13 protein-coding genes and 1 tRNA gene are annotated in these 19808 nt (G+C 66.5%); 11 read left to right on the top strand and 3 right to left on the bottom strand.

Features of this window, described 5'->3' with window-relative positions; all coding sequences use genetic code 11:
• Nucleotides 1–28 precede the first annotated feature (28 nt).
• From murJ to PJ250_RS19395, 11 genes are all read left to right on the top strand, one after another.
• Nucleotides 29–1621, top strand: coding sequence for a murein biosynthesis integral membrane protein MurJ (gene murJ, locus PJ250_RS19445; protein ID WP_271648709.1), 1593 nt, complete (start codon nucleotides 29–31; stop codon nucleotides 1619–1621).
• 106 nt (nucleotides 1622–1727) lie between these two features.
• Nucleotides 1728–2678, top strand: a complete 951-nt coding sequence (locus PJ250_RS19440; RefSeq protein ID WP_333909494.1) for a bifunctional riboflavin kinase/FAD synthetase — start codon at nucleotides 1728–1730, stop codon at nucleotides 2676–2678.
• A gap of 73 nt (nucleotides 2679–2751) precedes the next feature.
• On the top strand, nucleotides 2752–5583 hold the full coding sequence (gene ileS, locus PJ250_RS19435; RefSeq protein WP_271646271.1) for an isoleucine--tRNA ligase: 2832 nt from the start codon (nucleotides 2752–2754) through the stop codon (nucleotides 5581–5583).
• A 17-nt stretch (nucleotides 5584–5600) separates the two neighbouring features.
• On the top strand, nucleotides 5601–6098 hold the full coding sequence (lspA, locus tag PJ250_RS19430) for a signal peptidase II (protein WP_271648708.1): 498 nt from the start codon (nucleotides 5601–5603) through the stop codon (nucleotides 6096–6098).
• Between the two features lie 55 nt (nucleotides 6099–6153).
• On the top strand, nucleotides 6154–7104 hold the full coding sequence (ispH, locus tag PJ250_RS19425; protein WP_271646269.1) for a 4-hydroxy-3-methylbut-2-enyl diphosphate reductase: 951 nt from the start codon (nucleotides 6154–6156) through the stop codon (nucleotides 7102–7104).
• 35 nt (nucleotides 7105–7139) lie between these two features.
• Nucleotides 7140–7215 (top strand) — tRNA-Thr (locus PJ250_RS19420).
• Between the two features lie 392 nt (nucleotides 7216–7607).
• Nucleotides 7608–8681 carry a ubiquinol oxidase subunit II gene (gene cyoA, locus PJ250_RS19415; RefSeq protein ID WP_271646268.1) on the top strand — a complete coding sequence of 358 codons (1074 nt, stop codon included), beginning with the start codon at nucleotides 7608–7610 and terminating at the stop codon, nucleotides 8679–8681.
• 2 nt (nucleotides 8682–8683) lie between these two features.
• Entirely contained in the window at nucleotides 8684–10684 is a 2001-nt protein-coding gene (gene cyoB / locus PJ250_RS19410) for a cytochrome o ubiquinol oxidase subunit I (protein ID WP_271648707.1), read from the top strand.
• Nucleotide 10685: 1 nt separating this feature from the next.
• Nucleotides 10686–11303 (top strand): cytochrome o ubiquinol oxidase subunit III, encoded by a 618-nt coding sequence (gene cyoC, locus PJ250_RS19405; protein WP_271646267.1) that lies wholly within the window; start codon nucleotides 10686–10688, stop codon nucleotides 11301–11303.
• Between the two features lie 38 nt (nucleotides 11304–11341).
• Entirely contained in the window at nucleotides 11342–11656 is a 315-nt protein-coding gene (gene cyoD, locus PJ250_RS19400; RefSeq protein ID WP_271648706.1) for a cytochrome o ubiquinol oxidase subunit IV, read from the top strand.
• Between the two features lie 173 nt (nucleotides 11657–11829).
• Nucleotides 11830–13722: a M61 family metallopeptidase gene (locus PJ250_RS19395; protein ID WP_271646266.1), complete on the top strand. Its 1893-nt coding sequence runs from the start codon at nucleotides 11830–11832 to the stop codon at nucleotides 13720–13722.
• A 401-nt stretch (nucleotides 13723–14123) separates the two neighbouring features.
• Here PJ250_RS19395 and PJ250_RS19390 read toward each other — a convergent pair whose 3' ends face one another.
• The 3 genes from PJ250_RS19390 to dnaE form a co-directional block, all read right to left on the bottom strand.
• Nucleotides 14124–14873 (bottom strand): tetratricopeptide repeat protein, encoded by a 750-nt coding sequence (locus PJ250_RS19390; protein ID WP_271646265.1) that lies wholly within the window; start codon nucleotides 14871–14873, stop codon nucleotides 14124–14126.
• 217 nt (nucleotides 14874–15090) lie between these two features.
• Complete coding sequence (locus tag PJ250_RS19385; RefSeq protein WP_271646264.1) at nucleotides 15091–16050, bottom strand: acetyl-CoA carboxylase carboxyltransferase subunit alpha; 960 nt, start codon at nucleotides 16048–16050, stop codon at nucleotides 15091–15093.
• Between the two features lie 103 nt (nucleotides 16051–16153).
• A complete protein-coding gene (gene dnaE, locus PJ250_RS19380) occupies nucleotides 16154–19717 on the bottom strand; it encodes a DNA polymerase III subunit alpha (RefSeq protein WP_271646263.1) in 3564 nt (1187 codons plus the stop codon).
• Nucleotides 19718–19808 lie beyond the last annotated feature (91 nt).

Raw genomic sequence — 19808 nt, 5'->3', positions numbered from 1 at the left:
CGGAGCGCGGACGATGAGCACGCCGAAGATGCTGCGCGGGCTGCTGTCCTTCAGCAGCATGACCATGATCTCGCGCGTGCTGGGCCTGGTCCGGGACCAAGCCATCAATTACAGCTTTGGCGCCAGCGCGGTCACCGATGCGTTCTGGGTGGCCTTTCGCATCCCCAACTTCCTGCGTCGGCTGTTCGCGGAAGGCTCGTTCTCCACGGCCTTCGTGCCGGTCTTCACCGAGGTCAAGGAGACCCGTCCGCACGAGGACCTCAGATCGCTCATGGCCCGCGTGTCCGGCACTCTGGGCGGCATCCTACTGCTGGTCACCGCGCTGGGGCTGATCTTCACCCCGCAGGTGGCGCTGATCTTCAATCCGGGCTCGGCCGACGACCCGGCCAAGTTCGGCACCATCGTCGAGCTGCTGCGGCTGACCTTCCCGTTCCTGCTGTTCGTGTCGCTGACCGCGTTGTCGGGCGGGGCGCTGAACAGCTTCAACCGCTTCGCCATCCCGGCGATCACCCCGGTGATCCTCAATGTCTGCATGATCGCTGGCGCCTTGTGGCTGGCGCCTGCGATGGGCATGTCGGTGCTGGCGCTGGGTTGGGCGGTGCTGGCGGCCGGTGCGCTGCAGCTGCTGTTCCAGCTGCCGGCCCTGCGCGGAATCGACCTGCTGACCCTGCCGCGTTGGGGCTGGTCGCATCCGGACGTGCGCAAGGTGCTGCGCCTGATGCTGCCGACCCTGTTCGGCTCGTCGGTGGCCCAGATCAACCTGCTGCTGGATACGGTGATCGCCTCCTACCTCTACGTCGGCTCGCAGAGCTGGCTGTCGCAGGCGGACCGCTTCCTGGAACTGCCGCTGGGCGTGTTTGGCGTGGCCCTGGGCACGGTGATCCTGCCAGCGCTGTCGCGGCACCACGTCAAGACCGATGGCGCGGGCTTTTCCGCCGCGCTGGACTGGGGGCTGCGGACCACGCTGCTGATCGCCGCGCCGGCGATGGTCGGGCTGATGCTGCTGAGCACGCCGCTGGTGTCCACGTTGTTCCAGTACGGCAGGTTCACCGCCTTCGACTCGCGCATGGCCGCCATGTCGGTCTTCGGCCTGAGCTTTGGACTGCCGGCCTTCGCGCTGCTGAAGATCCTGCTGCCGGCGTTCTACGCCCGCCAGGACACCCGTACGCCGGTGCGCGCAGGCGTGGCGGCGCTGGTGGCCAACATGCTGCTGAATTTTGCCTTCCTGGCGGTGCTGTACCAGCTGATGGTCAAGCCGGAGGTGCGCGCGCTGGGCGTGATCCAGGCGCTGTCGCAGACCCCGGGCCTGCACCTGGCGCTGGGGCTGTCCAGCGCGGTGGCCAGCTACATCAACCTGGGCCTGCTGGCGTTCTGGCTGCGGCGGGCGGGGGTGTACCGGCGCAAGCCGGGGTGGGGACGGTTCCTGGTCCGCCTGGTCGCGTCCTGCGCGGTGATGGCCCTGGTCGTCGGCGGCGGCGTGCACTGGCTCCCGGACTTCACCGGAATGGACAAGTGGCACCGCATCGCCTCGCTGCTGGGTCTGGTGGCGACCGGCGCGGTGAGCTACGCCGTGGTCCAGGTGGTGCTCGGCTTCCGCCCACGTGACCTGCGCGAGCACTGAGGCGCCAGGGGTTGTGCCCGCGCATGGCGGCTATACTTCAAGGGTTTCCCCAGAGGCTTCCCGGGACGCGGCGGTTTCACAGGCGGCGCGGCCCGACCCCAATGCAATGAGCAGGTTGTTCCGTGACGTCGAAGGCGGGGTACTGACCCCCGATGGCAGCGTGGTGTGCATCGGCGCCTTCGATGGCCTGCACCTGGGCCACCGCGCGCTGCTGGCGCACGCGCGCCTGCGCGCGGCGACCCTGGGCGTGCCGATGGTGGCACTGAGTTTCGAGCCGCTGCCGCGCGAATTCTTCATGCCCGATGCGCCGCCGCCGCGGCTGAGCCTGCCGCGGGCCAAGGTCGAAGGCCTGCTGGAGGCCGGCGCCGACCGGGTTGGTCTGCTGCGTTTCAACCGGCGCATGACCTCCATGTCCGCGCAGGACTTCGTGCACATCCTGCTGGCCGGACGGCTGCGCGCGCGCGAGGTGTGGATCGGGCCGGAATTCCGGTTCGGCCACAAGCGCGGCGGCGATGTCGCGCTGCTGCAGGCCATGGGCGCGGAGCTGGGCTTCAGCGCCGGCCACATCGCCCCGGTGCATTGCGCCGACGGCGAGCGGGTGTCCAGCACCCGCATCCGCGCGGCGCTGCGCCAGGGCGACTTCGCCCACGCCGAGCGCCTGCTCGGCCGGTCGTACGCGATCGGCGGGCGGGTGGTGCGCGGCAAGCAGCTCGGCCGCACCCTGGGATTCCCGACGGCCAACCTGCGCTTTCCCAAGACGCCGGCGCTGTCGGGCATCTACGCCACCTGGATCCACGGGCTGACCGAACGGCCGTGGCCCTCGGTGTCCAGCTTCGGCACCCGCCCGACCGTGGAAGGCGTAGAGCCGCTGCTGGAGGCACACCTGTTCGACTTCAGCGGCGACCTCTATGGGCGCCATCTGCGGGTGGAGTTCGTGGCCAAGCTGCGCGACGAGGAAAAGTTCGACGGCCTCGACGCGCTGACCGCGCAGATGCAGCGCGATGCCGCCCAGGCGCGCCAGCTGCTGTCGGCCGAACGCTTCAGGGCCACCGCGTGACCGCCGGATCCCCAATGCCTGCCTGCGCCTGGCGCGGGCCTTCCAACGCAACGCCATCGAGAAACCGCTTGCCGTGAGCACCGATTACAAAGTCACCCTGCAACTGCCCGCCACGGATTTCCCGATGCGCGGCGACCTGCCCAAGCGCGAGCCGGACACGCTCAAGCGCTGGTACGACCAGGACCTGTACGCCCAGCTGCGCGCCAACGCCAAGGGCAGGCCGCTGTTCGTGCTGCACGACGGCCCGCCGTATGCCAATGGCCAGATCCACCTGGGACACGCGGTCAACAAGATCCTCAAGGACATCATCGTCAAGTCGCGCTATGTCGCCGGCTTCGATGCGCCCTACGTGCCGGGCTGGGATTGCCACGGCCTGCCGATCGAGATCGCGATCGAGAAGAAGTACGGCAAGGTCGGCACCAAGCTGGACGCCAAGGCCTTCCGCCAGAAGTGCCGCGAGTACGCCGAGGAGCAGATCGACCTGCAGCGCCGCGATTTCAAGCGCCTGGGTGTGATCGGCGATTGGGACAATCCGTACAAGACGCTGAACTTCCGCTTCGAGGCCGACGAGATCCGCGCGCTGGCCAAGGTCGTCGCCAACGGCCATCTTGTGCGCGGTGCCAAGCCCGTGCACTGGTGCTTCGACTGCGGCTCGGCGCTGGCCGAGGCCGAGATCGAATACCAGGACAAGGTGTCCCCGGCGATCGACGTCGGCTACGCCGCGCGCGATCCGCAGGCGCTGGGCGCCGCGTTCGGTGTCGAGGTGCCTGCCGGTGTCGAAGTCGCTGTGCCGATCTGGACCACCACGCCGTGGACGCTGCCGGCTTCGTTGGCGGTGAGCCTGGGGCCGGACCTGGATTACGTCCTGGTCGAAGGCCCGGATCGCGCCAGCGCGCCGCGCTGGCTGGTCGTGGCCGAAGCCCTGGCCGAGCGCACGCTGGCGCGCTACGGCGTGTCCGAGGTGGTGGTGAAGGGGCAGGCCAAGGGCGCCGCCCTTGAACACCTGCTGCTGGCGCACCCGTTCTACGCGCAGCGTGACATCCCGCTGATCCTGGGCGATCACGTCTCGGCCGAAGACGGCACCGGCGCGGTCCACACCGCGCCCGGCCATGGCCAGGAGGACTATGCGGTCGGCCTGCAGTACGGCCTGATCGAGCAGTACACGGCCGCGCAGATCAATCCGGTCGACGCGCGTGGCGTGTACCTGCGATCCACGCCGGCCTTTGGCGATCTCGAGCTGGCCGGCACGCACATCTGGAAGGCCAACGACGCCATCGTCGAGGCCGCGCGCGGCAACGGTGCGCTACTGGCCTTTCATCCGCTGACCCACAGCTATCCGCACTGCTGGCGGCACAAGACCCCGGTGGTGTTCCGCGCCACGCCGCAGTGGTTCATCTCGATGGAGCAGGCCAACCTGCGCCGCGATGCGCTGGCCGCCATCAAGCAGGTCGGCTGGTTCCCTGCCTGGGGCCAGGCGCGCATCGCGAGCATGATCGAGGGACGTCCGGACTGGTGCATCAGCCGTCAGCGCACCTGGGGCGTGCCGATCGCGCTGTTCGTCCATCGCGAAACCCATGAGCCGCATCCGCGCTCGGTCGAGCTGATGGAGCAGGTCGCGCAGAAGGTGGAGCAGGGCGGCGTCGACGCCTGGTACGACCTGGAGCCGGCCGAGCTGCTGGGCGAAGAGGCGGCGCACTACGACAAGGTCACCGACATCCTGGATGTCTGGTTCGACTCGGGCGTCACCCACGAGGGCGTGCTGCTGGCGCGTGGCTTCGGCAAGCCGGCCGACCTGTACCTGGAGGGCTCGGATCAGCACCGCGGCTGGTTCCAGTCCTCGCTGCTGACCGGCGTGGCCATCGACAAGGCCGCGCCTTACAAGCAGTGCCTGACCCACGGCTTCACCGTGGACGAGCACGGCCGCAAGATGTCCAAGTCGCTGGGCAATGGCATCGAGCCGCAGGACATCATGAAGACCCTGGGCGCGGACATCCTGCGTCTGTGGATCGCAAGCGCCGACTACAGCAACGAAATGTCGCTGTCGCAGGAAATCCTCAAGCGCAATGCCGACGCCTACCGTCGCCTGCGCAACACCGCGCGCTTCCTGCTGGGCAATTTGCATGGCTTCGACCCCGCCGTGCATCTGCGCGAGCTGGACGACATGGTCGCGCTGGATCGCTGGATCGTGCATCGCGCCTGGGAAGTGCAGGAGAAGATCAAGGGGGCTTACGAGCGCTATGACTTCGCCTCCATCGTGCAGGCGTTGCTGAACTTCTGCAGCGTGGACCTGGGCTCGCTGTACCTGGATGTCACCAAGGACCGCCTGTACACGATGCCGACTGACTCGCGCGGCCGTCGCAGCGCGCAGAGCGCGATGTATCGCATCGCCGAGGCCTTCGTGCGCTGGATCGCGCCGATCCTGAGCTTCACTGCCGACGAGATGTGGGGCTACCTGCCGGGCAAGCGCCTGGACAATGTGCTGTTCTCGGTGTTCTACGACGGGCTGGCGCCGTTGCCTGCCGATGCGGCGCTGTCGGCGGCCGACTTCGACCAACTGCTGGCCCTGCGCGAGCAGGTGGCCAAGGTGCTCGAACCGATGCGCGCCAGCGGCGCGATCGGCGCGGCGCTGGACGCGGAGATCGCGATCACCGCAGGTCCGGTCGTGGCCAAACACTGGCAGGCGCTGGGCGACGAACTGCGGTTCCTGTTCATTAGCGGTGACGTGACCGTGACCGAGGCGCAGGCCGACGAGGTCTTCGTCTTGGCCACGCCGACCACCAAGCCCAAGTGCGTGCGTTGCTGGCAGCGTCGCGCCGATGTCGGCGCCTACGCGGCCCACCCGGAACTGTGTGGGCGCTGCGTGGACAATGTTGATGGTCCCGGCGAGGACCGCCAATGGTTCTGAGCAGCGAGGCGAAGGTGATCGCAAAGAAGCCCAATGCGCTGGTGTGGCTGCTGCTCTCGGCGGCCGTGGTCGGACTGGACCAGTGGTCCAAGGCCTGGGTGCTGGCCAGCCTGCCGGAATTCCAGCCGGTCAAGGTCATCGACGGGTTCTGGAACTGGTATCGCACCTACAACACCGGTGCGGCCTTCAGCTTCCTGAGCCAGGCGGGCGGCTGGCAGATCTGGTTCTTCACCGCATTGGCGGTCGGCGTCAGCGGGCTGCTCGCCTGGTGGCTGTCGCGCACGCCGCGCGGTGAATGGCGCGTGGCCCTGCCGTACGCGCTGGTCATCGGTGGCGCGCTGGGCAACGTGATCGACCGCCTGGTGCACGGCCACGTGGTGGATTTCATCCAGTGGTACGTGGGCGATCATTACTGGCCCTCGTTCAACATCGCCGATTCGGCGATCGTCTGCGGCGCGGTCGGGATCGGCCTGTTTGGCCTGCTGGACGGCAAGCGCCGGGCCAAATCCGGATAATGGTGGCTCCTTCTTCGACTCATCCGGCCCTGTGCGGCCGGTCGGACTGATTCCCATGGATGTCCTGCTCGCCAATCCCCGCGGTTTCTGTGCCGGCGTCGATCGCGCCATCGAGATCGTCAAACGCGCCATCGAGACCCTGGGCGCGCCGATCTACGTGCGCCATGAGGTCGTGCACAACCGCTTCGTGGTCGACGATCTCAAGGCTCGCGGCGCGATCTTCGTCGAGGAACTGGATGAGGTACCGGACGGCAACACGGTGATCTTCAGCGCCCATGGCGTCTCCCAGGCCGTGCGCCAGGAGGCCGAGCGGCGCGGGCTGAAGGTGTTCGACGCCACCTGTCCGCTGGTGACCAAGGTCCACCTGGAAGTGGCACGCCACTGCCGTGCAGGTCGTGACGTGGTGCTGATCGGCCATGCCGGCCATCCGGAAGTGGAGGGCACGATGGGCCAGTGGGACCGCGAATGCGGCACCGGGCGCATCTATCTGGTGGAGGACATCGACGATGTCGCCACGCTGCGGATCGAGCAGCCAGAGAACTTCGCCTATACCACCCAGACCACGCTGTCGGTCGACGACACAGTGGGCATCATCGAGGCGCTGCGGGCCCGGTATCCGGCCATGCAGGGGCCCAAGAACGACGACATCTGCTACGCCACCCAGAACCGCCAGGACGCCGTGCGCGACCTGGCGCGCGAATGCGATCTGGTCCTGGTGGTGGGCTCGCCGAACAGCTCCAATTCCAACCGCCTGCGCGAGCTTGCTCAACGCGACGGAGTGGAGGCGCATCTGATCGACGGCGCGCAGGAGATCGATCCTGCCTGGATCGCCGGCAAGCAGCACGTGGGCGTGACTGCCGGCGCCTCGGCCCCGGACGTGCTGATCGATGGCGTGATCGCTAGGCTGCGCGAGCTGGGCGCCAGCGGCGTGACCGAGCTGGCGGGCCAGCCGGAAAGCATGGTGTTCGCCCTGCCCAAGGAGCTGCGCCTGCAACTGGTCAATTGACCGGGGGCGAGGCGATCCCTAGAATTCGCCGTCCCGCCGGAATAGCTCAGTTGGTAGAGCGGCGCATTCGTAATGCGTAGGTCGCAGGTTCGACTCCTGTTTCCGGCACCAAAGCGTCTTCATCAAAGCCTCGTCGCGTGCCGACGGGGCTTTTTTGTGGCCGGCTGCACGCTCTGCGTGACCCGCATCGGCGAGGGGGCATCGCCGACCGCAGAAGAGTAAGATGCATTCCGTGTGTCGCCGCTTGCGGCGCCTCTTCCGATGGATCCAGGACGGATCGTGGCGCTGACCTGTCCCTTGGGCGACGGGCTCGCGTCATCGCTGACGGAAAAGCATCGGCCTAGGGATTCCTAGATGCTGCGGGGCAGCATAAAATAGTGCGGTTCAAGCACTTGCCCGCCTGCGTCCGGCCCTTGAGGCGCCCGTCACGCGCGACAGTGTTGCGGGGTTCGGCAAGCCGGGGCCCGCTCGGACGCCGATTTCTTCTCGCAAACGGATAGACCATGTCCCTGCTGAAGCTTCCTGGACGACTGCGTCCATGGATTTTGCTGGCAAGTGTGTTGTTTCTTGGCGGCTGCCAGTCCGCCATCCTGAACCCCAAGGGCCAGATCGGCATCGACGAGCGCAACCTGCTCGTGACTTGCACGGTGCTGATGCTGCTGGTGGTGGTGCCGGTGATCGTGTTGACGCTGGTGTTCGCCTATCGCTACCGGGCGTCCAAGCAGAACCGCTACGAGCCGGAATGGCACCACTCGACCCCGATCGAGATCGTGGTCTGGGCCATCCCCTGCGTGATCATCACCGTGCTGGGCGTGCTGGTGTGGCGCTCCTCGCATGCGCTGGACCCGTATCGTCCGCTCGATTCGCAGGTCAAGCCGATCAACATCGAGGCCGTCTCGCTGGACTGGAAGTGGCTGTTCATCTATCCGGACCAGGACGTGGCGGCGGTCAATGAACTGGCCTTCCCGGAAAAGACCCCGCTGAATTTCCGCATCACTTCCGATTCGGTGATGAATGCGTTCTTCATTCCGCAGATGGGCACGATGATCTACTCGATGGCCGGCATGGAGACCAAGCTCCATCTGATCGCCAACGAGCAGGGCACCTTCCGCGGCCTGTCCTCGCACTACAGCGGCGCGGGCTTCTCGGGCATGCACTTCAATGCGATCGCCACCGACCAGGCGGGCTTCGATGCTTGGGTGGCCAAGGCGAAGGCCTCGGGGAAGGCGCTGGATGAAGCGTCCTACGCCGAACTGGCCAAGCCCAGCGAAAACGTGGCGCCGATGTACTACGCCTCGGCGACCCCGGGCCTGTTCCAGGGGATCATGGCCAAGTACATGATGGGTTCGCACGGCCATGGCGGGCACGAGATGCTCGGCATGGACAATCCGGCGCCTCCTGGCACCGAAGCGGCCAAGCAGGCCGATGCGCATGCCGGTGAGCACGGCGCCGCCGACGAAGCCACCCAGGGCCACGACATGCATTCGATGGACGCCATGCCCGGCATGGACGACATGCACCACGACGGCGCGCCGGCGCCGGCGGGTGAATCGCAGAATCCGCAGGAGACGCACTAATGTTGCTCGGCAAATTGTCGCTCGAGGCGATCCCGTATCACGAGCCGATCCTGATCGGCACCTTCGCCGGTGTCGCGCTGGGCGGGCTGGCGGTGCTGGCGCTGATGACCTTCTTCAAGAAGTGGGGCTGGTTGTGGCGCGAATGGCTGACTTCGGTCGACCACAAGAAGATCGGCGTGATGTACATCGCCGTTGCCCTGGTCATGCTGCTGCGTGGCTTCTCCGACGCGATCATGATGCGCGCGCAGCTGGCGCTGGCGCACGGAGGCGAGGCGGGCTTCCTGCCCCCGCACCATTACGACCAGGTGTTCACCGCGCACGGCGTGATCATGATCTTCTTCATGGCCATGCCGTTCATCGTGGGCCTGATGAACATCGTCGTGCCGCTGCAGATCGGCGCGCGCGACGTGGCCTATCCGTTCCTGAACTCGCTCAGCTTCTGGCTGTTCGTGGCCGGCGTGGTGCTGATCATGCTGTCGCTGTTCGTTGGTGAGTTCGCCAAGACCGGCTGGCTGGCATTCCCGCCGCTCTCCGAGCTGCAATACAGTCCAGGGGTCGGTGTCGACTACTACATATGGGCGCTGCAGATCTCGGGTCTGGGCACGACGCTGAGCGGCATCAACTTCCTGGTGACTATCCTCAAGATGCGCGCCCCGGGCATGACCCTGATGCGCATGCCGATCTTCACCTGGACCGCGCTGATTACCAACATCTTGATGATCGCGGCCTTCCCGATCCTCACCGTCACCCTGGCGCTGCTCACCGCCGACCGCTACCTGGGCATGCACTTCTTCACCAATGACGGTGGCGGCAACGCCATGATGTACATCAACATGATCTGGATCTGGGGCCACCCGGAGGTCTACATCCTGATCCTGCCGTGCTTTGGCGTGTTCTCCGAGGTGGTGCAGACCTTCTCGCGCAAGCCGCTGTTCGGCTACACCTCGATGGTCTGGGCCACCAGCTGCATCGGCGTGCTGTCCTTCATCGTGTGGCTGCACCACTTCTTCACGATGGGCTCGGGTGCCAACGTCAACGCGTTCTTCGGCATCACCACGATGATCATCGCGGTGCCGACCGGCGTGAAGATCTTCAACTGGCTGTTCACCATGTTCCGTGGTCGCATCCAGATGACCTCGATGATGTACTGGACCATCGGCTTCATGGTCACCTTCACCATTGGCGGCATGACCGGCGTGATGCTGGCGATTCCGGCGGTGGCTTTCGTGCTGCACAACAGCCTGTTCCTGATCGCGCACTTCCACAACGTGATCATCGGCGGCGTGGTGTTCGGCTGCCTGGCGGGGCTGGCGTTCTGGTTCCCCAAGGCCTTCGGCTTCAAGCTGGTCGAGAAGCTCGGCAAGGCCTCGTTCTGGTGTTGGATCATTGGTTTCTTCACCGCCTTCATGCCGCTGTACGTGCTGGGCTTCTTGGGCATGACCCGTCGCATGAACAGCTACAACAACCCCGAGTGGGTGCCGTGGCTGTACGTGGCGGCCTTCGGTGCGGTGATCATCGCCTGCGGCATCGCGCTGAACCTGATCCAGCTGGGCTGGAGCATCTACAAGCGCAACGAGAACCGCGACCTGACCGGCGATCCTTGGGATGGCCGCACCCTGGAGTGGTCCACCTCCTCGCCGGCGCCGTTCTACAACTTCGCCCATCTGCCGGTGGTCAATGGGCTTGACCAGCATTGGCGCGACAAGAAGGCCGGCACCGCCTACCAGCGTCCGACTCACTACGAAGACATCCACATGCCGCGCAACACGTCGATCGGTGTGTTCATGGGCGCCTTCAGCATTGTCCTGGGCTTCGGCATGATCTGGCATATCTGGTGGATGGCCATCGTGGGCCTGGTCGGCATGGTCGGCAGCTACATCGTCCGCACCTTCGATGAGGACACCGACTATTACGTGCCGGCCGCCGAGGTCGAGCGCATTGAAAACGCGCGCTACGACCAGCTGGACAAGCTGCGTGCCGCCCAGGCGCAGGAGGCTGTCTGACATGTCCGCGAGTACCACGATGAGCCACGCTCACCACGACGAGCACGCCCACGACCATCACGACGCTGGCGGCAACGCCATCTTCGGGTTCTGGATCTACCTGATGAGCGACTGCCTGCTGTTCTCGGGGCTGTTCGCTGCCTATGCGGTGCTGTCCGGCGCCACGGTCGATGGACCGACGGGCAAGGAGATCTTCGACCTGAAGTTCGTGTTGGTCGAAACCTTCCTGCTGCTGTTCTCCAGCCTGACCTTCGGCCTGGCGATGATCGGGGCGCACAAGGGCAGCAAGTCTCAGCTGTTGCTGTGGCTGTTTGTGACCTTCCTGTTCGGTGCCGGCTTCCTTGGCATGGAGCTCTATGAGTTCCATCACCTGATCGAGGAGGGCTTCGGCCCGGGTCGCAGCGCCTTCCTGTCGGCGTTCTTCAGCCTAGTGGGCACCCACGGCCTGCATGTCACCTCCGGCATCCTGTGGATGGCAGTGCTGGTGATCCAGGTGCTGATGCGCGGGTTGACCCCGAAGAACATGACGCGCCTGGCGTGCCTGAGCCTGTTCTGGCACTTCCTGGACATCATCTGGATCGGTGTGTTCACCGTCGTCTACCTGCTGGGAGCCCTGTGATGAGCGCTCACGATCAATCCCCCAAGTCCCACGACGCCATGCACGAAGCCGGTGCAAGCCACGGCAGCGTCAAGTCCTACCTGGTTGGCTTCGGCTGGGCGGTGCTGTTGACGGTGATCCCGTTCGCGCTGGTGATGACCGGCTTCTTCCCGCCGGGCGTGACCGCCTTGCTGGTGGCGGTCCTGGCCGCGGTGCAGATCGTGGTTCACCTGGTGTTCTTCCTGCACATGGACCGCTCGGCGGCGCAGCGCTGGAACGTGGTGGTCTTCGTCCTCACCGTCCTGGTGATCGGCATCGTGATCGTCGGCTCCCTGTGGGTGCTGCACAACATGAACGCCAACATGATGATGTAAGGACGAGCGATCCCGGCGTTCGCCGGTTCGTCTCCGCAAAGGCCGCCCCAGGGCGGCCTTTACTTTTGCCGGTCGCCGGTGCGGACCATGACCAATGGCAGGACGCCGCGACATCCGCGCGGCGCTACGATCGGGGGCTGCGTCTTCCTTCCGTTGTCATCCCTGGAGTCCCCATGAAGAATCCCGTGTCGCCGATCGCGCTGGCCGTGCTGTGCGCGCTGGCTACGCCCGCCGTGGCGCAGCAGTCCTCCACGCCGCCGCCGCAGGACGTGCCGTATCCGGGCACGGTGCATCTGGACGTGGATGCCACCGACCTGCAGCACCGCATCTTCAAGGTGCGCGAGACCATGCCGGTCACCGCGGGCGAGCTGACCCTGCTGTATCCGGAATGGATCCCCGGCAATCATCGCGCCAGCGGCCAGATCAACAAGATCGCCGGGATCAAGTTCACCGCCAACGGCAAGCCCCTGGATTGGAAGCGCGATCAGTACGACGTCTATGCCTTCAAGGTGCAGATCCCGGAGGGCGTGAGCGAGCTACAGGTGGAGTTCGACTATCTCTCGCCGCTGGCGCCCAACCAGGGCCGTGTGGTGATGACGCCCAACATGCTCAACCTGCAGTGGAACCTGACCACGCTGTATCCGGCCGGCTACTACAGCCGCCAGATCCCGATCCAGGCCAGCGTCAAGCTGCCGGCCGGCTGGTCCTACGCGACGGCCGCCGAGACCGCGAGCCGCTCCGGCGACACGGTCGAGTTCAAGACGCTGAAGTGGAACGTGCTGCAGGACTCGCCGCTGTACGCCGGCAAGTACTACAAGCAGTTCGACCTGAGCGTGGGCGACACCCCGGTCAAACTCAACGTGTTCGCCGACCAGGCCAAGTCGCTGGAGGCCACGCCCGAGCAGATCGCCAAGCACAAGGCGCTGGTGGAGCAGATGTACAAGCTCTACGGCGCGCACCACTACGATCACTACGACTTCCTGCTGGCGCTGACCAACCAGCTTGGTGGCATCGGCCTGGAACACCATCGCTCCAGCGAGAACAGTGGCAGTCCGGACTACTTCACCAAGTGGGACGAGCAGTGGGCCGGCCGCGACCTGCTGCCACACGAGTTCAACCACTCCTGGGACGGCAAGTTCCGTCGCGGCGCCGACCTGGCCACGCCGAACTTCAACGTACCCATGGGCGACAGTCTGCTGTGGGTCTATGAGGGCCAGACCCAGTTCTACGGCTACGTGATGGCCGCTCGCTCGGGCCTGTGGAGCAAGGACCAGACCATGGCCGCGCTGGCCAACGTGGCCGCTACCTATGCCAAGGGTCGCCCGGGACTGCAGTGGCGTGCGCTGCAGGACACCACCAACGACCCGAGCATCAACAAGCGCCAGCCGCAGTCCTACCGCAACTACCAGTTGAGCGAGGACTACTACTCCGGCGGGCAGATGGTGTGGCTGGAGGCCGACGCCAAGATCCGCGAACTGAGCGGCGGCAAGAAGTCCATCGATGATTTCGCCAAGGCGTTCTTCGGGATGGACAACGGCAGCTACGTGGTCAAGCCGTATGTGTTCCAGGATGTGGTGGACACCCTCAACGGCGTGGTCGCATACGACTGGACGACCTTCCTGCGCGATCGCCTGGATGGCAAGAAGCCGCTGACCGGCGGCATCGAGGCCAGCGGTTGGAAGCTGGTGTTCAACGACAAGCCCAGCGTGGCGATCAAGGCCAGCGAGGGCCGTGGCAAGTACGTCAACCTGACCTACTCGCTGGGCATGGCGGTGGGCAACGACGGCGACGTGGGCGACGTGTTGTGGGACAGCCCGGCTTTCCAGGCCGGCATCGCGCCGGAGATGACCATCGTGGCGGTCAACGGCCAGAGTTTTTCGCCGGATGTGATCAAGGACGCGGTGACGGCGGCCAAGACCGACAAGGCGGCGATCGAACTGCTGGTCAAGAATCTCGACCAGTACACCACCTACAAGCTCGATTACCACGGTGGCCTGCAGTATCCCTCGCTCGAGCGCCTGCCCGGGACCAAGGACACCCTGAGCCAGTTGCTCCAGGCCAAGTAAGCAGACGTGCCCTTTGGGCCGGTCACGCCAGCGCGTCGACCGGCCCGGCAAGAAGGCCGCGAATGCGGCCTTTTTGCTTGATGGTAGGTGGCATCGAAACGAGCGCACATCCGTTATAGAGCGGAGCTTGCTCCGCTGCCGCTACACCTGACCCTGCGGCACTCTCATTCCGGCACGCGCATTCCCCTGGGACCACATCCATCTACGCCGGGCGTGCACGGGAAAGCCCCAGCGGAGCAAGCTCCGCTCTACATGGGCACGGCAGCGGTTGCCGGCAGGTGCATTTCGGGTGGCAAGGGCGAGAGGAAACCTCACGGTGGCCCGGCTTTTCGTGAGCCATCAGGCCCGCCGGCCCTGTCTGTTTTGCGAGGTCAACGCCAGCGTCCTGGGTCGCGGTGCGATCAGTCCTGCACGGCGGCCAGTTCGCGCCGGGCCAGGTCCAGCCAGGATTTCTGTTCGCGCCGGTAGTAGGCCGGGGCGTGCCGCGAGCGCTCCAGGCTCTCGCGGAACTGCGCGGCGGCACCGGCCTGGTCGCCGGCCTGGCGCAGCAGCTGTCCGTAGCGGACGCGGGCCTCTTCGCCCGGGTAGGCCTGCGAGACGGTCTCGAAGCGTTCCAGCGCCGCATCCATCGCACCGGTCTCGGCCAGTACGCGGGCCTCGAGCAGGTCGGCCTCGTGGTTGCGGAAGTCCGGATTGGCCGTGCGCAGGGTCTGCAGCGTGTCGCGTGCCTCCTGTGCCCGGCCCAGCGCATGCTGCGCGCGGGCCAGGCCCAGCAGCAGGTCGGGATCCTCCTTGTAAAGCCCCCTGAGCGCACCGCGATAGGCCTCCTCGGCGCGGGCGAAGTCCCCGGTGCGCAAGCTTTCCTCGGCCAGCCGGCGGCGGTTCTCAGGCGTGTCGGCCACCTGCAGGTCGCGATTGGCCGCGCGCGCGGCGCGGCCCGGGTCGAGCTGGGCGCGGACCTTGCGCATGGCGCGTTGGCCTGAAGGATCGTGGCGCAGGTCCGGCAGCACCGCGACGAAGACGTAGACCAGCACCGCCAGATACGACCCCACCATCAGCAGCAGCATCCAGTACATCGGCCGGCCGCTGCGTGCCACGTGGATACAGCAGGCGATCTGCAGGAGCAGGGAGACAATGAAGAAGGGACTCATGGGCAATGCATTGGTGTGAATGGGATGAGGTCCGCCGGAAGGCGAAGGTGGTGCGTCGCGCTCGCCTGCCCCCGATTGGACCACCGCAGGGGGCGCGAGTTCGCCATCACGCGTCGCCAGCCGGAAACGACAAGGCCAGCCTTGCAGAAATTTGCAGGGCCGGCCTTGGGGTGGACGGAAATCCTTTTCCGTGAAGGCATGGGACCGGGTCCAGGAATCAGGCGGCCTCGTAGGCGCCGTAACTGCGCAGGCGCTCGTAACGGCGCTGCAGCAAGGTGTCGACCGGCACATCGGCCAGGGCGTCCAGCTCGCCCAGCAGCACCGCCTTCAGGCGCGTGGCCATGGCCCGCGGGTTGCGATGGGCGCCCCCGGTCGGCTCGCGCACGACCTTGTCCACCAGGCCCAGCTCCCGCAGGCGCTTGGCGGTCAGGCCCAGCTGTTCTGCGGCATCCTTGGCCTTGCCGGCGTCCTTCCACAGGATCGAGGCGCAGCCTTCGGGGGTGATGACCGAGTAGGTGCTGTATTCCAGCATGAGGGTGCGGTCGCCCACCCCGATCGCCAGCGCGCCGCCCGAGCCGCCTTCGCCGATCACGGTGCAGATGATCGGGACTTTCAGCTCGGCCATCTCGATCAGGTTGCGGGCGATGGCCTCGGACTGGCCACGCTCCTCGGCGTCGATGCCCGGCCAGGCGCCGGCGGTGTCGATCAGGGTCAGCACCGGCAGGCCGAAGCGCTCGGCCATCTTCATCAGGCGCAGCGCCTTGCGGTAGCCCTCCGGCTTGGGCATGCCGAAGTTGCGCAGGATCTTTTCCTTGGTTGCGCGGCCCTTCTGGTGGCCAATGAGCATGACCGGGCGACCGCCGATGCGGGCCAGGCCGCCGACGATGGCCTTGTCGTCGGCAAAGGCGCGGTCGCCGGCCAGCTCCTGGAACTCGTCGCAGAACACCTTGATGTAGTCCAGGGCGTAGGGACGGGCCGGATGGCGCGAGAGCTGGGAGACCTGCCATGAGGTCAGGTCACGGAAGATCTGGGCCGTGCGCACGCGCAGCTTGTCCTGCAGGGCGCGCACTTCGGCATCGACATTGACCGCCGGGCCGGCGCTTGCGCTGCGCAGCTCCTGGATCTTGGCTTCCAGGTCGGCGATGGGCTGTTCGAAATCGAGGTAGTTGGGATTCATCGGCAAGCGTTCGGCCGTAAAACGGGGAGTTTAGCCCATGCGGGGGAAACGCCCCGTACCGGGCAGTGTGGTGAAGGGAGTGGGGGCTGGCGGTGGCGCGGGCTCAATGGGCCCAGGGGCGGTGGCCGACGGCCATCTTGACCGTGCGTACGCCGGGCAGGTCGCGCAGCGTGCCCAGCAGGTCGGCATCGACCAGCACCGACTGGCTGCCGTTGATCTCCACCATGCCGGCCACGCCGCCGGGCAGCAGCAGGTCCAGGCGCAGCGAGGTGCGTCCCGGGCGATGCCGGTCGAGCAGGGCCTCGATGCGCTCCAGCGTGCCGGGCACGCGCAGGTCCAGGCGGACCGACAGCTTCTGCGTGGCCTGGACCAGCTGGGCGTAGTCCCATACCTGGCGCAGGCGCAGGCTGTAGCCGCCGTTGAACTCGTCCTCGCGCAGCTCGCCCTTGACCACCAGGATGCGGTCGCGGGTCAGCAGCTGGCCGAACTCGGCCATCGCATCGGAGAAGGCGCTGCACTCGACCCGGCCACGTCCGTCTTCGAGGGTGACAAAGCTCTGGCTGTCGCCCTTCTGGCGCACCGCGACGACCTTGCCGGCCAGGACCGCGGTCACCCCCGGTCGCCATTTGCGTTCACCGCCGCCACCGCCGCCGGACTGGCTGGACGCCCAGATGGTGTCCAGGCTGCCCAGGTCGTTGCCGACCAGGGCGCGCAGGTCATCGCGATACGGATCCATCGGATGGCCGGAGAGGTAGAAGCCCAGGGTGTCGCGTTCGGCGGCGAGCTTCTGCGCCAGCGGCGCCTCGTCGCATTCGGCCAGTTCGATCTGGATGTCGTCGCCGCCGGCACTGGCGCCGAACATGTCCACGATGCCGGCGTTGCGGTTCTTGGCCAGCTGGTCGATGGCCTTCGTCACCTCGGGCACCTGCAGCAGCAGGGAGGCGCGGTTCTTGCCCAGCTCGTCCAGCGCGCCGGCGTTGATCATCGCCTCCAGGGTGCGGCGATTGAGGCGCGCGGCCTCGGTGCGCTTGCAGAAGTCGAACAGGTCGCGATATGCACCGCCGCGCTGGCGCTCGGCCACGATGGCTTCGCACGCACCCTGGCCCACGCCCTTGATCGCGCCCAGACCATAGCGGATGGTGTTCGCCCCGGTGGCCACGAACATGAAGTCCGAGTGGTTCACCTCCGGCGGCAGCACCTCCAGCGACAGGCCGCGCGCCTCGCCCAGGAACCCCACCACCTTGTCGGTGTTGTCCATGTCCGAGGACAGGGTGGCGGCCATGAACTCGGCCGGGTAATGGCGCTTGAGCCAGGCGGTCTGGTAGCTGACCAGGGCGTAGGCGGCGGCGTGCGACTTGTTGAAGCCGTAGCCGGCGAACTTCTCCATCAGGTCGAAGATCTCGTCGGCCTTGGCCTGGTCGACGTTGCCCTTGGCCGCACCGGCGCGGAAGATCTCGCGGTGCTTGGCCATCTCGGCAGGCACCTTCTTGCCCATCGCGCGGCGTAGCAGGTCCGCGCCGCCCAGCGAGTAGCCGCCGACGATCTGGGCCATCTGCATGACCTGCTCCTGATACACCATGATCCCGTAGGTGTCGGCCAGCATGTCCTCGGTGCGCGGGTCCGGGTAATCGAACTCCTGCTGGCCGTGCTTGCGCGCGATGAAGTCGGGGATCAGGTCCATCGGGCCGGGGCGGTACAGCGACACCAGCGCGATCAGATCCTCGAAGCGGTCGGGCTTGGCGTCCTTGAGCATGCGCCGCATGCCCGAGGATTCGAACTGGAACACCGCGCCGGTGTTGGCGGCCGCGAAGATGTCCTTGTAAGTGGCCGCGTCATCGAGCGGAATGGCCGCGATGTCCACCGGATCGATGCCGGCACGCGCGTGACGCGCGTTGATGGCCTTCACCGCCCAGTCGATGATGGTCAGCGTGCGCAGGCCCAGGAAGTCGAACTTCACCAGGCCCACGGCTTCCACGTCGTTCTTGTCGAACTGGGTGACCGGGTTCTTGCCCAGCGTGCCCTCGTCGTGTTCGGCGAACAGCGGGCTGAAGTCGCTCAGCGGCGAGGGCGCGATCACCACGCCGCCAGCATGCTTGCCGGCGTTGCGGGTGAGGTCTTCCAGCTGGCGCGCGAGGTCGATCAGGTCGCGCACGTCGTCTTCGCTGGCGTAGCGCTGGATCAGTTCGGCCGAGGCCATCTCCGAATCCTTGCCTTCGCCCATCGCGTCCTTGAGCGTGATCCCCAGGATGTTGGGGATCAGCTTGGCCACGCCATCGACGAAGCCGTACGGAAAGCCGAGCACGCGCCCGGTATCGCGCACCACCGCCTTGGCGGCCATGGTGCCGTAGGTGATGATCTGGCTGACGCGGTCGCGGCCGTACTTGCGCGCGACGTAGTCGATGACTTCGTCGCGCCGGTCCATGCAGAAGTCGATGTCGAAGTCGGGCATCGACACGCGTTCGGGATTGAGGAATCGCTCGAACAGCAGGTTGTACGGCAGCGGGTCCAGATCGGTGATCTGCAGCGCCCAGGCCACCAGCGAACCGGCGCCAGAGCCTCGCCCCGGGCCGATCGGGATGCCCTGGTTCTTTCCCCACTGGATGAAGTCGGCCACGATCAGGAAGTAGCCCGGAAAGCCCATCTTGATGATGGTGTCCAGCTCGAATTCCAGGCGGTCCACGTAGTCCTGCCGGGTCTTGCCGGCGGCCAGCGGATTCTTCTCCAGGCGCGCGTCCAGGCCGCGGCGCGCTTCGCTGCGGATCCAGCTGTCCAGGGTCTCCTCGTCCGGCACCGGATAGGCGGGCAGGAAGTAGGTGCCGAGCTTGAGCTCGATGTTGCAGCGCTGGGCCAGCGCCCAGGTGTTGTCGATCGCGTCGGGCACATCGGCGAACAGCTCGGACATCTGCTCGGCGGACTTGAGGTACTGCTCGCGGCTATAGTCGCGTGGCCGCTTGGGATCGTCCAGCACCCGACCGGCGGCGATGCACACGCGCGCCTCGTGGGCGTCGAACCCCTCTGGTTCCAGGAAGCGCACGTCGTTGCTGGCGATCACCGGCAGGCCACGGGCGGCGGCCGCATGCAGGGCGAAGGCGTTGAAGGCCTCCTCGCCCGCGCGCTGGGTGCGGGTCAGCTCCAGGTGCAGCCCTTCGTCGAAGGCGCGCTGCCAGTCGGCGATGTGCTGCTCGGCCAGGTCATGGCGACCGCTGGCGGCCAGACGCCCGGCCTGGCTGTTGCGACCGATGATGCCGAACAGCCCGGAGGTGTCGGCGCGCAGCCAGGCCGGGTCGATCGCCACGCCCTCGGTGCGATGGCCTTCCAGCCAGGCGCGAGTGAGCAGGCGCGAGAGGGTGAGGTAGCCGCCGTGGTCGCGGCACAGCAGGGTCATCGTCCACGGGGTGCCGTCTTCCTCGATCACGCTGACGTCGGCGCCGGCGATGGCCTTCATGCCGGCCTTTTCGCAGGCGTTGTAGAACTTCACCAGCGCGAACAGGTTGTTGCGGTCGGTGACCGCCAGCGCCGGCGCCTGCAGCTCCACCGCCCGGCTCACCAGGTTGGGGCGCTTGGCGTTGGCCGGCAGGCCCTGGTCGGGCTTCTCCGGGACACGGATGGTCGAATCCGCCAGCGAGAATTCGGTGTGCAGGTGGAGGTGGACGAAACGGGAAGACATCGGAAGCAGTGTACGCGCGGCGGCAGGGGTGGGGCAGGCTTGACAGGCCAGGGTGTCTGGCCGGAACGGGGGTCACCGGAAGGCTTCGTTC

The sequence above is a fragment of the Pseudoxanthomonas sp. JBR18 genome (assembly GCF_028198165.1).
GTDB lineage: Bacteria > Pseudomonadota > Gammaproteobacteria > Xanthomonadales > Xanthomonadaceae > Pseudoxanthomonas_A.
Note: the sequence above shows the minus strand (reverse complement) of the source record. Positions and strands in the feature narration are given on the sequence as shown.

Bases quoted from the DNA above. Each gene is read 5' to 3' on its own strand.
- murJ (WP_271648709.1), top strand. From the start codon at position 29: ATGCTGCGCGGGCTGCTGTCCTTCAGCAGCATGACCATGATCTCGCGC.
- PJ250_RS19440 (WP_333909494.1), top strand. From the start codon at position 1,728: ATGAGCAGGTTGTTCCGTGACGTCGAAGGCGGGGTACTGACCCCCGAT.
- ispH (WP_271646269.1), top strand. From the start codon at position 6,154: ATGGATGTCCTGCTCGCCAATCCCCGCGGTTTCTGTGCCGGCGTCGAT.
- cyoA (WP_271646268.1), top strand. From the start codon at position 7,608: ATGTCCCTGCTGAAGCTTCCTGGACGACTGCGTCCATGGATTTTGCTG.
- cyoC (WP_271646267.1), top strand. From the start codon at position 10,686: ATGTCCGCGAGTACCACGATGAGCCACGCTCACCACGACGAGCACGCC.
- cyoD (WP_271648706.1), top strand. From the start codon at position 11,342: ATGCACGAAGCCGGTGCAAGCCACGGCAGCGTCAAGTCCTACCTGGTT.
- PJ250_RS19395 (WP_271646266.1), top strand. From the start codon at position 11,830: ATGAAGAATCCCGTGTCGCCGATCGCGCTGGCCGTGCTGTGCGCGCTG.
- PJ250_RS19390 (WP_271646265.1), bottom strand. From the start codon at position 14,873: ATGAGTCCCTTCTTCATTGTCTCCCTGCTCCTGCAGATCGCCTGCTGT.
- PJ250_RS19385 (WP_271646264.1), bottom strand. From the start codon at position 16,050: ATGAATCCCAACTACCTCGATTTCGAACAGCCCATCGCCGACCTGGAA.
- dnaE (WP_271646263.1), bottom strand. From the start codon at position 19,717: ATGTCTTCCCGTTTCGTCCACCTCCACCTGCACACCGAATTCTCGCTG.